The 12,860-nt window shown below is 55.9% G+C and carries 11 protein-coding genes; 4 read left to right on the top strand and 7 right to left on the bottom strand.

Features of this window, described 5'->3' with window-relative positions; translation table 11 throughout:
- Nucleotides 1–134: 134 nt before the first annotated feature.
- From HV832_RS11855 to HV832_RS11880, 6 genes are all read right to left on the bottom strand, one after another.
- Nucleotides 135–1,457, bottom strand: a complete 1,323-nt coding sequence (locus tag HV832_RS11855; RefSeq protein ID WP_176804058.1) for a TolC family outer membrane protein — start codon at nucleotides 1,455–1,457, stop codon at nucleotides 135–137.
- Nucleotides 1,458–1,483: 26 nt separating this feature from the next.
- Complete coding sequence (locus tag HV832_RS11860; protein WP_176804059.1) at nucleotides 1,484–1,807, bottom strand: rhodanese-like domain-containing protein; 324 nt, start codon at nucleotides 1,805–1,807, stop codon at nucleotides 1,484–1,486.
- A gap of 24 nt (nucleotides 1,808–1,831) precedes the next feature.
- Nucleotides 1,832–2,482: a protein-L-isoaspartate O-methyltransferase family protein gene (locus HV832_RS11865; RefSeq protein ID WP_176804060.1), complete on the bottom strand. Its 651-nt coding sequence runs from the start codon at nucleotides 2,480–2,482 to the stop codon at nucleotides 1,832–1,834.
- A 42-nt stretch (nucleotides 2,483–2,524) separates the two neighbouring features.
- Complete coding sequence (locus HV832_RS11870; protein WP_176804061.1) at nucleotides 2,525–5,737, bottom strand: efflux RND transporter permease subunit; 3,213 nt, start codon at nucleotides 5,735–5,737, stop codon at nucleotides 2,525–2,527.
- A 2-nt stretch (nucleotides 5,738–5,739) separates the two neighbouring features.
- Nucleotides 5,740–6,915: an efflux RND transporter periplasmic adaptor subunit gene (locus tag HV832_RS11875; RefSeq protein WP_176804062.1), complete on the bottom strand. Its 1,176-nt coding sequence runs from the start codon at nucleotides 6,913–6,915 to the stop codon at nucleotides 5,740–5,742.
- Between the two features lie 90 nt (nucleotides 6,916–7,005).
- Entirely contained in the window at nucleotides 7,006–7,641 is a 636-nt protein-coding gene (locus HV832_RS11880) for a TetR/AcrR family transcriptional regulator (RefSeq protein WP_176804063.1), read from the bottom strand.
- 395 nt (nucleotides 7,642–8,036) lie between these two features.
- Here HV832_RS11880 and HV832_RS11885 point away from each other — a divergent pair, with 395 nt between their 5' ends.
- Nucleotides 8,037–8,312: a YkgJ family cysteine cluster protein gene (locus tag HV832_RS11885; RefSeq protein ID WP_176804064.1), complete on the top strand. Its 276-nt coding sequence runs from the start codon at nucleotides 8,037–8,039 to the stop codon at nucleotides 8,310–8,312.
- A gap of 115 nt (nucleotides 8,313–8,427) precedes the next feature.
- On the opposite strand, the gene HV832_RS11890 is transcribed toward HV832_RS11885, so the two are convergent.
- On the bottom strand, nucleotides 8,428–8,880 hold the full coding sequence (locus HV832_RS11890; protein WP_176804065.1) for a hypothetical protein: 453 nt from the start codon (nucleotides 8,878–8,880) through the stop codon (nucleotides 8,428–8,430).
- Nucleotides 8,881–9,346: 466 nt separating this feature from the next.
- On the opposite strand from HV832_RS11890, the gene HV832_RS11895 reads away from it, so the two are divergent.
- From HV832_RS11895 to HV832_RS11905, 3 genes are read left to right on the top strand one after another with little or no spacing between them, the layout of a single operon-like run.
- A complete protein-coding gene (locus HV832_RS11895; protein ID WP_176804066.1) occupies nucleotides 9,347–10,192 on the top strand; it encodes an undecaprenyl-diphosphate phosphatase in 846 nt (281 codons plus the stop codon).
- Nucleotides 10,193–10,195: 3 nt separating this feature from the next.
- Nucleotides 10,196–12,058 (top strand): DNA helicase RecQ, encoded by a 1,863-nt coding sequence (recQ, locus tag HV832_RS11900; RefSeq protein WP_176804067.1) that lies wholly within the window; start codon nucleotides 10,196–10,198, stop codon nucleotides 12,056–12,058.
- A gap of 6 nt (nucleotides 12,059–12,064) precedes the next feature.
- Nucleotides 12,065–12,799, top strand: a complete 735-nt coding sequence (locus HV832_RS11905) for a helix-turn-helix transcriptional regulator (RefSeq protein WP_176804068.1) — start codon at nucleotides 12,065–12,067, stop codon at nucleotides 12,797–12,799.
- The last annotated feature ends 61 nt before the right edge of the window (nucleotides 12,800–12,860 follow it).

Genomic DNA, 12,860 nt, shown 5'->3' on the forward strand with positions numbered 1-12,860 from the left:
GAATGCGTTGCCTGATGCATGATCGTCCGTCCGGTATTCATGGAATTGATGTATGACAAACCGGCGCAAAGAAAAAGCCCGTTACGAGACGGGCTTTTGTAACACAGTGCAGCAGGAATGCTGTATGCAGAAAATCAGTGCTGCAGCAAATCATTGACTTCTGTCAGATCGCTGTCTTTCAGCGTACCGGCGGCAGACTTCAGACGCAAACCATTCATGATGGTGTCGTACCGTGCTTTTGCCAGATTCTGCCGTGTGGTGTACAGCTGCTGCTGCGCATTGAGCACGTCGATATTGATACGCACACCGACCTGATAACCCAGTTTGTTAGAGTCGAGTGCAGACTGGCTGGAAATTTCAGCCGCCTCATAGGCCTTCACCTGTGCCAGGCCGCTGGTCACGCCGGTATATGCCTGACGTGCGCCGAGTGCCGCGCTGCGGCGGTTTGCTTCGAGGTCATTGCGCGCCTTGTCATGCAGGGCAACCGCTTCCTTCACTTTGCTATCGACCGCAAAACCGGCAAACAGCGGGATGCTCCACTGCACACCGATCGTCGTCGGCTTCACCACTCCGGTTCCGGTAGCGGAAGCACCACCCAGAGAAGTGCGTCCTGTCGAAGCCACCAGATCCACGGTCGGATAATGGCCTGCGCGGTTTCGCTCGATATCGCGCTTGGCGATTTCAGCAGCCACATCCGAAGCCACGACATTGAAATTCTGTTTTTCAGCGGAAGCAACCCATTCGTTCACCGATGCCGGCTGCGGCGAACTCAGCTTCACGCCGGACTTCAAGGTGGCCAGATCACCAGCTTCCTTACCGATAATCTGCTGTAATGCTGAGCGTTTGACCTGCAGATCGCTCTGGGCCGCAAACTCCTGCGCAATCGCCAGATCGTAGCGCGACTGGGCTTCGTGCGTATCTGTGATGGTCGAGGTACCGACTTCAAAATTCCGTTTGGCGGATGCCAGCTGTTCAGAAATCGCCACCTTTTGCGCTTGCAGGGTGGTCAGCGCATCCTGCGCCGCCAGCACATCAAAATACGCCTGACCGACCCGCACGATCAGATCCTGCCGTGCCTGTGCGAATTGCGCTTCGCTGGCCATGACCGATAATTTTCCCTGTTCATACTGCTGCCAGTTAGCCCAGCGGAATAAAGGCTGGGACAGCGCCAGCGTCCAGGTGTTATTGGTCCCGGTATAGCTGCGGTCAGCAAACGGCATATCCGGTTGCGAATCAGTCCGGGTGCGGGTATCGCTGCCGCTCAGACCGATAGTCGGCAACAGACCGGCACGTCCTTGCACCGATTTTTCCTGACCGGCAGTCAGCGAAGACCGGGCACTCGCGAACTGAGGATCATTCGCCAGCGCATCCTGATAGATCTGGACCAAATCTGTCGCACCGGCATTAAGAGAAAAAAACACACCTGCGAGCAGGGTCGCAATATCAGAATTACGCATGAAACGCTCCGAGTCAAAAAAATCAATTAATAGGTCGGCATCCGCGGATCAACCTGCTGCGACCACGCATGCACTCCGCCTGTCAGGTTAATGACCTGGCCAAATCCCTGACGTTCCAGAAAGCTCGCCACCTGCATGCTGCGGCCGCCGTGATGACAAATACAGACAATCGTCTCTTCCGGATCAAGCTCACTGACACGCAACGGCACAGTCTGCATCGGTATCAGTTTTACACCACTGATATGACAGGTTTCGAATTCCCAAGGTTCCCTCACATCGAGTAAAACCGGGGATTTTTTACTGCTGTCAGCCAGCCACTGGGACAGCTCTGAAGCGGTGATATGTTGCATATAGTCCCTGCTCAAAAATCGGTATCAGAAATGGAAAGCGGATGAAGCAACCGCACCCGGCGCTGGCGGCACGACGGTATCAAAAACTTCGCGGCTGTCAAATCCGGCATCGGACTGGCGTGTCACCACCACACCGCGCATGACCGGCAACTGACCGACAATGGCGAGCAGACGACCATTGACGTTCAGCTGTTTTTTCAGCTGTTCCGGGATCGATTCCAGTGAGCCGGCCACTACAATCACGTCATAAGAACCGGTGTGCTGACCGGCAATACCGTCTGCCAACAGAACGTTGACATTACGCACACCGTTGGCCGCCAGATTTTTTTCCGCCAGATCTTTGAGCAACGGGGAAGTTTCCAGCACGGTCACATGACGCGTCATATGTGCCAGCAATGCCGCCAGATAACCGGAAGCAGCGCCGATCAACAGCACCGATTCCTGCTTCTTCAATCCCAGTTCCTGCACAATGCGCGCTTCCAGTTTCGGGCTCATGGCCTTGGCACCACCCGGCAACGGTAACTCTGTGTCGAAGAAAGCCAGTGATTTCTGGTCTTCCGGGAAATAATTTTCGCGTTTCACAACGATCAACATATCCAGAATGTCTTTATCCAACACATTCCAAGGGCGGATCTGCTGTTCGATCATATTGAAACGGGCTTTTTCGATATTCATTTGTACACTCGGCTGCGTAAATTAAGGGAAACCAGCATTTTATCAAACGGGATGGCCGGATTGCGGTTTTGATTGTGGTTCTGATTGAGAATCGGACGCATCTGCACCACGCCATTTATTGCTGAACCAGGTCCCAAGATCGTCCAGATAGGTATACATCACCGGCACCACCACCAGCGTCAACAAGGAAGAAGTGATGATGCCGCCGATCACGGCCTGCCCCATCGGGGCCCGCTGCTCCGAGCCTTCTGATAATGCAAACGCCAGCGGTACCATGCCAAACACCATGGCCAGCGTGGTCATCAGGATAGGACGCAGACGAACATGCGCCGCTTCCAGCAATGCGTCTATCCGGGACATGCCTTCTTTTCTGGCCTGATTGGCAAAATCAACCAGCAAAATCGCATTTTTGGTCACCAGTCCCATCAGCATGATGAAACCGATAATCGAAAACATATTCAGCGTGGAACGGAAAAACATCAGCGCCAGGAAAACACCGATCAGCGTCATCGGCAATGCCGACATAATCGCCACCGGCTGCAGGAAACTGGCAAACTGCGACGCCAGAATCATGTAGATGAAAATGATCGCCAGCGCCAGCGCCGACAAGGCATAACCGAATGACTCTGCCATATTTTTGCTGGCGCCCCCCATTTTGTAGCGGTAGCCGGGCTGCCATTCCATGGCATCCAGCGCCTTTTTCACATCTGCACTCACGGCGCCAGCTGAACGTCCGACCACATTGGCGGACAATTCCACTTCACGGTTCAGATCGCGCCGGTTAATCTGGTTGGCGCCGGTGGACGGTTTGATATCGGCGATCTGGCGCAACGGAACCATTTTCGGCGAGCCATCGGCATTGAGCTGCGAACTGGCCAGCATCAGGCGCGACAGATCATCCGGATTATTGCGGTCATCCGGCGACAAACGCACTGACACATCATAATTTTCATCATCCGGCGCACGCCAGGTAGACGCTGCCTCACCAGCCAGCAAAGGACGTAATGCCGCACCGATCTGCGCCACGCCGACACCCAGATCAGCACCGATATCCCTTTTTGGTGTAATCGAAATTGTCGGCTTTTCGGCTTTCAGGCTGGTATCGATGTCGACCACGCCAGGAATGGCACGCAATTTTTCCTGCACTTTTTCCGACAGCCGCCCCAGCTCTTTGAGATCCGTCCCCTGCAGACTGAAACGCAATTGCTTGTTATCGCCGCCCACACCATCGAGCGCGCCGATGTGGGTCACGGTAATACCGGCAATCTGCGCCAGCCGGTTCCGCAGCGGAACCGCCATCTGAGTCGTGCTGCGCACCCGCGCCTGGCGCGGCACGAGGCGGATGAAGGTCGTCACATAGTTTTTACCCAGTGCAGCGCCGGTATTGACGGTACTGTAGGTATCCACCACTTCAGGAAACTCTTTCAGCACGGCCTCGACCTGATGAACTTTGCTTTCCGTCAGTTCCAGCGAAGAGCCGACCGGTGTGTAGAACGTGATTCCGGTTTCCGAATAGTCGGCCTGCGGTACAAATTCGGTCCCGATCAACCCGGTGCCCGGAATTGCCAGGCCAGCGAAAAAGGTCAGTGCGGCGATCAGCAATGTTTTTATCCGGTGTCGTAAAGACCAGCGCAGCATCTGCTGATACGCGGCAGAAAACCATTGCACGCCGCGTTCAAACTGCGCCAGCAAACGGCCAATCGTGCGGGCATACCAACCGCTGCGCGCATGTTCGCCGTGGGCATCCGGATCGGGCCAGATGGATGACAGCATCGGGTCCAGAGTGAAGGAAACAAACATGGAAATCAGCACCGCTGCGGTGACGGTAATACCGAACTGATGGAAAAACCGGCCAATGATCCCGCCCATGAAGCCGACCGGCAGAAACACGGCAACAATCGAAAAAGTGGTAGCCAGCACGGCCAGCCCGATCTCCGCCGTGCCTTCCAGCGCCGCCGTATGGTGGTCTTTGAAACGGCCGTTAATCCGCATCGAAGCATGGCGCACGATGTTTTCACGGACCACGATCGCATCGTCGATCAGCAATCCGACGCACAGCGACAACGCCATCAGGGTAATCATATTGATCGTGAATCCGAACATATCCATGAACAGGAAAGTACCGATCAGCGCCACCGGCAGCGTCAGGCCGGTGATGATGGTCGAGCGCCAGGAATTCAGGAACAGGAACACGATCAGCACCGTCAGCAACGCACCTTCGATCAGCGTGCGGCGCACGTTTTCGACACCGACCCGGATCTGACGCGAACCATCCTTGATGACCTGCAGTTTCACGCCGGGGTATTGCGTCTTGAGCTGCGGTTCCAGCGCTTTGAGCGCGGCAATCAGGCCGTCGGCCACTTCGATGGTATTTTGTCCCTGCGCTTTCAGGATATCGAGTGCAATAGTGCGCTGGCCGTTATACAGCGCCAGACTTTCCTGTTCTTCCTGTCCGTCTGCCACGGTGGCGATCTGCGACAGCAATACCGGCTGGCCGCCGCGCTTTGCCACGATCAGGCGGGAGAAATCTTCCGGATTTTTAACACGCCCCTGTATCTGCACCACTTTCTCATTATCCAGAGAACGGATGGCGCCGGTCGGCAATTCCTGATTTTCATTGCGAACCGCCGCGATCACCTGATCGACACCGATGCCGAGGGCTTCCAGTTGATTCGGTTTCAGGTAAATCTTGATCTCGCGCTTGACGCCGCCCACCAGCGTGACGGAACCAACGCCGCGCACGTTTTCCAGCCGTTTCTTGACCAGTTGATCAGCGATCGTGGTCAGTTCACGGACACTACGCTTTCTGACCCGATCGTCGCCTGTGACTGAAACAGAAAAAATCGGTTTATCCGACGGGTCATAACGGGTCACCCGCGGCTCTTTGACCTCTTTGCGAAAATTCGTCTTGACCAGCGCCACTTTTTCGCGCACGTCCTGCGCCGCCTGCGCCGGATCGACGTTCAGATCAAATTCCATGATCACCACCGACGATCCTTCATAAGAGCGGGAGGTCAGCGCACTGATGCCGTTGATCGTATTGACCGCTTCCTCTACCTTGCGGGTGATATCGGACTCGATCGTTTCAGGCGCAGCCCCCGGATAATCCGTCTGGATCACCACCACCGGAAAGGTGATATCGGGAAACTGATCAACCCGCATGCGCTGATACGAAAACAGCCCCAGCACAACAAAGGCCATCATCATCATGGTCGCCAGTACCGGATTGCCAATGCTGATGCGCGTGAACCACATGATCAGCCTTTCACCGCAGGGGCAGGCAACGGCACCAGCCGGACCGGTATGCCGGCACGCATGCTGCCCAGATTATTCCTGACGATAGTCATCCCCTGCGTCAGCCCGGCGCTGACTTCGATAACGGCATTACCCTGGCTGTCGCCCGCCAGACCGGGCGAGATCCATTTCTGCTGCACCGTATTATTGTCGATGGCATAGACAAACGGCTTGCCTGCTTCGTACTGCACGGCTGCCTGGGGAATCAGCAGCACGCCGGATTTTTTCTCAACGACCAGCTCTGCCTGCGCAAACATCCCGGCACGCAACTGCAGATCCGGATTGACGATCTGCACATACGCCATGATGGAGCGCGAACCGGAAACCGTGGCCGGATTAATGCGCACCACTTTGCCTTCCACCGGGCTGGCGATGCCTTCGATCCGCACCTGCACCTGCTGTCCCACACGCAGATGGCTGATTTCCATTGCAGGAACGGCGGCTTCTAATTCCATCGTACGCAAATCCACCACATCCAGCAGGCGATTATCGGCGGAAATTTTTTCGCCCGGCTGCACACTGCGATTGCTGATCAGACCCGCCATCGGCGCGCGCACCTGGGTATCTGCCAACGCCTTCTGTGCGACAGCCAGCACACCTTTTGCACTGTCCACATTCGCTACAGCGATCGCATACTGGTTCACGCCATTGTCGTAAGCATTTTTGGAAATGAAATTCTTGGCCAGTAGCGCCTGATTATTGTCGCGCGCCTGCCTGGCAATATCGAGCTGCCCCTGCGCTGCCGCCAGTGCGCCCTGCGCCTGCGCCAGACGCGCCTCGTAGTCGGAAGGGTCCATGCGGATCACCACCTGCCCCGCCTGCACGCTTTCGCCTTCGCGCACCAGCACGTCACGCACGTCACCGGCAACCCGGGCTTTGATCTGCGCCTGATTAAAAGCACGCAATGCACCACTCAGGCTCAGTAATCGGGACACATCGCCCTGTTGCACAACAGTCACGTCGGAGGGTAAAAATTCCAGCACCTGCACTGGCTGCGCCGATGTTCTGGCCGCCGCTTGTACAGCTGACGCCGGAACCGGATCAACCGCATGTTTTCTGGATACAAACGCTGTTATGGCCAGTCCGGCCGCAACGCTTGCCAGTACTGCGATCAGCCATTTTTTACGGGTAGTCAGCATAGACGGAATTTCCTGATATTATTTTTTTAACCGATGACACACCAGCCGCAGACTGCCTCCCGGAGTCTGCTGCAACGGCTGACAAATTCTTCAGACACGCCGGATCAGCAATCCATGCAAGGCCATTTCAATGTAATGCTCCAGATAGACATCCAGTTTCTCGGGTGCGACTTCGCAAACACCGGCAGAGTGCTTCCACATCATCATCATAATCATCGGCGCAATCAGCAGACGGGCGTCAATCTCCAGATCGACATCGCGGATCTCGCCGCGCGCCATACCCCGCCTCAGCATGGTGGCGACCATGCGCTCACCGCGATTGACCACCTCATCCTGATAAAAACGCGCCAGTTCAGGAAAATTCCCCGCCTCGCCCATCATCAGCTTTGGGAGGCCGGACAATTTGGTATTACCGACGTTATCCCACCAGCGATGCATCACATGACGGAACAGTTCTTCCGTATGTCCTTCAAATGTATCAATCACGCCTTCTGCCTCGCCGATCATCGGTACGATACTTTCCCTGACCACGGCCTTGAACAGATCTTCCTTGCTGGAAAAATACAAGTACAAAGTGCCTTTCGAGACCCCCGCCGCGCGGGCCACATCATCCAGCCGCGTCGCGGCGAAACCGCGTTCAACGAACAGATCAAGGGCAGCGGCAAGCAGCTCCTGAGGACGCGCTTCTTTGCGGCGCTCCCATTTGGGTTTAAATGGACATGACATAAAACATTACTCAATCGGCTCAGGTATCATCCTGCCCGCCGGCTCTGCGCATCAAGGTGGCGCGATCCGGCAAAAAGCAGCGATACAAATAACTTACTCACGAGTCAGTAATGTAATCCTCTCCCCTGGCAGCGTCAAGCAAAGGCTGGATCGCATGATGCCGGATACCCTCTACAATTGCCATCCGTCTGCGACAAAATGCAGGATTCCTGCCGCGAATGCGCAAAATTCATGCGTGAATGGCAAGAATCTCTCAGCTTCTGCGTCAGACCCCGGTGGCTCCGGCTTGCGCATCCGCTACAATGCCAGGCAATATCTCCGGACAACGGCACTGACGTGGTACTGGAAACAGAAACTCACTCAACCGATTCGTACCATCCCGACCTTTTGAAAGCATGAACAACGCCATGGAATGCCGCCCCGGTTGCGGTGCCTGCTGCATCGCCCCGTCAATCACCAGCCCGATTCCGGGGATGCCGGAGGGTAAGCCTGCAGGCACCGCCTGCCCGCAACTGATGGGCGATATGCGTTGCGCAATTTTTCAACAGCCTGACAGACCCGGCTGCTGCTCCGGGCTGCAAGCGTCGCTGGAAATGTGCGGAGCAAGCCGCGAACAGGCACTGCTCTGGTTGCAACGGCTGGAACTGGCAACGCTTCCGGAAACACAGTGAAGTCGTGCTACCGGCTAAAGGACGCGGGAACAGGTTGTGAGACACAGCAATACCGATCATCATTGACCGGTATTGCTGTTAAGGCGGAAATAACTGAGGTAACGGCGGTAATTGTTTACAGCTTGATGCGCATCGAATCGCCGTTGGTAAAAAACAGTGCGATGCCATCCTGGTGCGCTCTGGCGCGGACAATCTGCTGATCCAGACTGCTGGCGGAGAGACGCTTGCCATCATGCCGGAAAATGCCGAACCACGATTTGGCAGCTGCACCGGAACCCGGAGCCGCATTGGCAGTCAGCAGCAGGCAGTCGTGTCCGCCGATCACGGCGCTGGCAGCCAGCATCGCGCCGCGCAAAAACATAGCGGGCAGATGGGCGGTAATGATCGCCTGCTCCTGATAATGCACCTGCAGCAGCAGGCTTTTCATGGCTCTGATCGGCACCACCTGAAAATAGTAAGCGCCCATGCTGACCGGCTGGTCTACGCTGATGATGGCAGAGGCCAGAAAGTCCGGTGCGCCCTGAACGACGGACAGCGCGGAAGGAATGGAGGTGATGACAGGCGGCATGCCGGTGCTCCCATAAGCAGAAATGCAGCCCTCACGGGCAAACTGACCAGTGAACCGCGCCGGCTGCGCTCTTCAGATCAGCCAACAGCAACAATTCAATATGGCGAAGCATCTTTTAAATCGACATGTACTACAATTTATCAATAGAAGGTATTAAAAAACGATACCAGCTGTCTTAAAAACCGCAACTCTCGCCAGCGATTGCCACTATAGGCAAACATACCGTATTCGCGCTTAACATACTCCCCGCGAGTATTTCAGAAGACCCTTTATTTTCAATGGGGTCCGGCATGTTTTAATGATTTATCGGGGGAGTATCCGAAACAAGGGCAAAACACCTGCTGTCATTCCTGTAAATTTCTGTGCCTGCCCTTGCGGCACATGATAAGCTGCGAGCCGCTCCTGCTTTTTATCAGTTTTTCTTTCCCAACGACCCCGATTTACACTTACCGACCACTGACACATTATGGATTTACTGCTTGCAATCAAAGTCATCATCATGGGCATTGTCGAAGGGCTCACTGAATTCCTTCCGATTTCCTCCACCGGTCACCTGATCCTGACCGGCAGCCTCTTGAACTTCACCGGTGAAACGCAGAAAGTTTTTGAGATCGTGATTCAGGCTGGCGCTATTTTTGCCGTCTGCTGGGAATACCGCGCCAAAATCGCAGCGGTGGTGGGCGGACTGGCCAGCGATGCCAAAGCCCGCCGCTTTGCGCTGAATCTGGTCATTGCTTTTTTACCGGCGGCGGTGCTCGGCGTTCTGTTTTCCAAAAAAATCAAAGCTGTGCTGTTCGCTCCGGTACCGGTTGCTCTGGCATTCATCATCGGTGGACTGATTATTCTCTGGGTGGAACGCCGCCAGCAGGGCAGCGACACCCATGACGACCGCCATGCCCGGATTCAGTCGGTGGATGACATGCGTATGCTGGATGCCCTGAAAATCGGTCTGGCGCAAGCATTTGCGCTGGTTCCCGGCACCAGCCGTTCCGGTGCCACCATCATCGGCGGCATGCTGTTCGGTCTGTCACGCAAGGCAGCGACAGAGTTTTCTTTTTTTCTCGCGATTCCGACCTTGCTGGGCGCCACGGTGTATTCGCTGTACAAGGCGCGTGAGGATTTATCGATGGCAGACTTGCCGATGTTCAGCCTCGGCACTGTCTTTGCATTTATTTCGGCCTTTTTCTGCGTGCGCTGGTTACTGCGCTACATCAGCACACACAATTTCAATGCGTTTGCCTGGTACCGCATTGCTTTCGGCATCATGATTTTGCTGACCGCTTACACAGGCACGATCCAGTGGGTTGATTAATTAGTGTCAGCAGTTCCTCAGTTCTCCGACACAGCCAATACCGCCGGCCAGGCATTGCATCTGCTGCAGACGGTATTCGGCTATCCGGCATTCCGTTCGCAGCAGGCCCAGATCGTAGAACACGTCGCGCATGGTGGCGACGCGCTGGTACTGATGCCGACCGGTGGCGGAAAATCGCTCTGTTACCAGATTCCGGCACTGATCCGAAGTGGCGTCGGGATCGTGGTGTCGCCGCTGATTGCGCTGATGCAGGATCAGGTCGATGCGCTGGCTGAAGTCGGTGTGCGTGCCGCCTTCCTCAACTCGACCCAGAGTTTTGACGAGATTCTGGCGGTCGAAAAGAAAATGCGCGAAGGCGAACTCGACCTGGTGTATATCGCGCCGGAACGTTTGCTGACACAGCGTTGCCTGGAGCTGCTCGAAATTGTTGAGATCGCGCTGTTTGCCATTGACGAAGCTCATTGCGTCTCGCAATGGGGTCATGATTTTCGCCCAGAATACATCCGCCTGTCCCTGCTGCATGAACGCTTCCCGCGTGTACCGCGCATTGCACTCACCGCCACGGCCGACCAGCAAACGCGGGATGAAATCATCCATCGGCTGCAGCTTGGCAATGCGCTGCAGTTTGTATCTTCGTTTGACCGCCCGAATATCCGCTACCAGATCGTCGAAAAAGCGAATGGTCGCAAGCAGCTGCTCGATTTTATCCAGGCGCAGCACAATGGCGATGCCGGGATCGTGTATTGCCTGTCGCGTAAAAAAGTCGAGGAAACCGCAGACTTCCTGAATGAACACGGTATCACTGCCCTACCGTATCACGCCGGCATGGAACTGACGGAACGTAGCCGCAACCAGGCGCGCTTTCTGCGCGAGGATGGCATCGTGATGTGCGCCACAATTGCTTTTGGCATGGGGATTGATAAACCGGATGTGCGCTTCGTTGCGCATCTGGATCTGCCAAAAAGCATCGAAGGTTATTATCAGGAAACCGGCCGCGCCGGCAGGGACGGCGCCACCGCCAATGCCTGGATGGCGTACGGCCTGCAGGACGTGGTGCAGCAGCGGCGCATGATTGATGAGTCAGATGCCAACGAAACCTACAAGCGGGTGCAGGGTGTCAAACTGGACGCCATTCTGGCGTTATGTGAAACCCTGCAATGCCGCCGTATGCACATTCTGGAATATTTCGGCCAGCCGTCCGCTCCCTGCGGCAATTGCGATACCTGCCTGCATCCGCCGACGTCGTTTGACGGCAGCGTCGCAGCACAAAAGATTTTGTCCACGATTTACCGCGTCGATCAGCGTTTCGCCGCCGGGCATGTGATCGACATCCTGCGCGGCATCGACACCGAGCGTGTCCAGCAATGGCGTCATACGCAGCTGTCCACCTTTGGCATCGGCGCTGAAAAAAGTGAGGCGGAATGGCGCGCCTTATTGCGCCAGCTGATCGCGCAAGGACTGGTTACCGTCGATTACGACAATTACAGCGCCCTGATACTGACGGAACAATCCCGTGCAGTCTTGCGCGGCGAACTGAAAGTGCAGCTGCGGCAATACAAAAAAGCCGACAAGGCAGTGCGCCACAAGCGGCAGTCAGCCAAAGATTTTGCCGAAACCGAACTCAGCAGCAACGAGCAAGCACTGTTCGATAAACTACGCTGGTGGCGGGTAGAAACCGCACGCACCCACAATGTCCCGGCTTACGTGATTTTCCCCGATGCCACCCTGCGCGAAATTGCACGCCAGTCACCTGCCACGCTGACTGCACTACGTGGCATTTCTGGCGTCGGCGATAAAAAGCTCGACAGCTATGGCGCACAGCTTCTGAATCTGATTCAATCACAAATGAGTCCATCCTCCACCTGAGCCGCCATGTCCCGTTCCGAACGCCTGCTGCAACTGATGCAGATACTACGCCGCTACCGTTACCCGGTCAGTGGGGCAGCACTTGCACAGGAACTGGGTATCAGCCTGCGTAGCGTGTATCGCGACATCGCCAGCCTGCAGGCGCAAGGCGCGCGCATAGAAGGTGAAGCCGGACTCGGCTATATTTTGCAACCGGGTTTTACGCTGCCGCCACTGATGTTTTCCAGCGAAGAAGCAGAATCCATTGCGCTCGGCCTGCGCTGGGTGACGGACCGCGCCGACCAACGTCTGTCGGCATCGGCCAGAGATGCGCTGGCAAAAATCACGGCGGTGCTGCCACCCGAACTGCGTCACGAACTCGACCACACCGGCCTGCTGATCGGCCCCAGCGCCAGCTCTCCCGGCAATCCGGAATGGCTGCATGCGGTCAGGCTCGCCGTGCGTCAGGAACACATACTGAGCATCCATTATGCCGATGAGCGCGGCAACACCAGCGAGCGCCGCATCTGGCCCTGCGCGCTGACTTTTTTCGATCATGCCCAGGTGATCGTGGCCTGGTGCGAACTACGTCAGAGCTTTCGCCACTTCCGCACCGACCGCCTGCATGCGCTGAATGATACCAGGGAACGTTACCCGCAATCGCGCCAGAAACTGCTGAAACGCTGGAAAGAGGAACTGCTTGCTTCCGACAGCCGCAATACAAGCCGCACTACATCGACTGTCACTGCTGACAAAAACTGACACTGGCAACGCCGACAATATCACTAACGGTTCGCATCCCGCGGGCCGGCGATAAAAAGGA

Origin of the sequence: Cognatundibacterium oligocarboniphilum, from assembly GCF_013377855.1 — a bacterium.
Classification (GTDB): Bacteria; Pseudomonadota; Gammaproteobacteria; order Burkholderiales; family Burkholderiaceae_D; genus Undibacterium; species Undibacterium oligocarboniphilum.

Excerpts from the sequence above, each read along its gene's own strand:
- HV832_RS11855 (WP_176804058.1), bottom strand. The coding sequence starts at position 1,457 with ATGCGTAATTCTGATATTGCGACCCTGCTCGCAGGTGTGTTTTTTTCT.
- HV832_RS11870 (WP_176804061.1), bottom strand. The coding sequence starts at position 5,737 with ATGTGGTTCACGCGCATCAGCATTGGCAATCCGGTACTGGCGACCATG.
- HV832_RS11860 (WP_176804059.1), bottom strand. The coding sequence starts at position 1,807 with ATGCAACATATCACCGCTTCAGAGCTGTCCCAGTGGCTGGCTGACAGC.
- HV832_RS11880 (WP_176804063.1), bottom strand. The coding sequence starts at position 7,641 with ATGTCATGTCCATTTAAACCCAAATGGGAGCGCCGCAAAGAAGCGCGT.
- HV832_RS11895 (WP_176804066.1), top strand. The coding sequence starts at position 9,347 with ATGGATTTACTGCTTGCAATCAAAGTCATCATCATGGGCATTGTCGAA.
- HV832_RS11865 (WP_176804060.1), bottom strand. The coding sequence starts at position 2,482 with ATGAATATCGAAAAAGCCCGTTTCAATATGATCGAACAGCAGATCCGC.
- HV832_RS11875 (WP_176804062.1), bottom strand. The coding sequence starts at position 6,915 with ATGCTGACTACCCGTAAAAAATGGCTGATCGCAGTACTGGCAAGCGTT.
- HV832_RS11905 (WP_176804068.1), top strand. The coding sequence starts at position 12,065 with ATGTCCCGTTCCGAACGCCTGCTGCAACTGATGCAGATACTACGCCGC.
- HV832_RS11890 (WP_176804065.1), bottom strand. The coding sequence starts at position 8,880 with ATGCCGCCTGTCATCACCTCCATTCCTTCCGCGCTGTCCGTCGTTCAG.
- HV832_RS11885 (WP_176804064.1), top strand. The coding sequence starts at position 8,037 with ATGAACAACGCCATGGAATGCCGCCCCGGTTGCGGTGCCTGCTGCATC.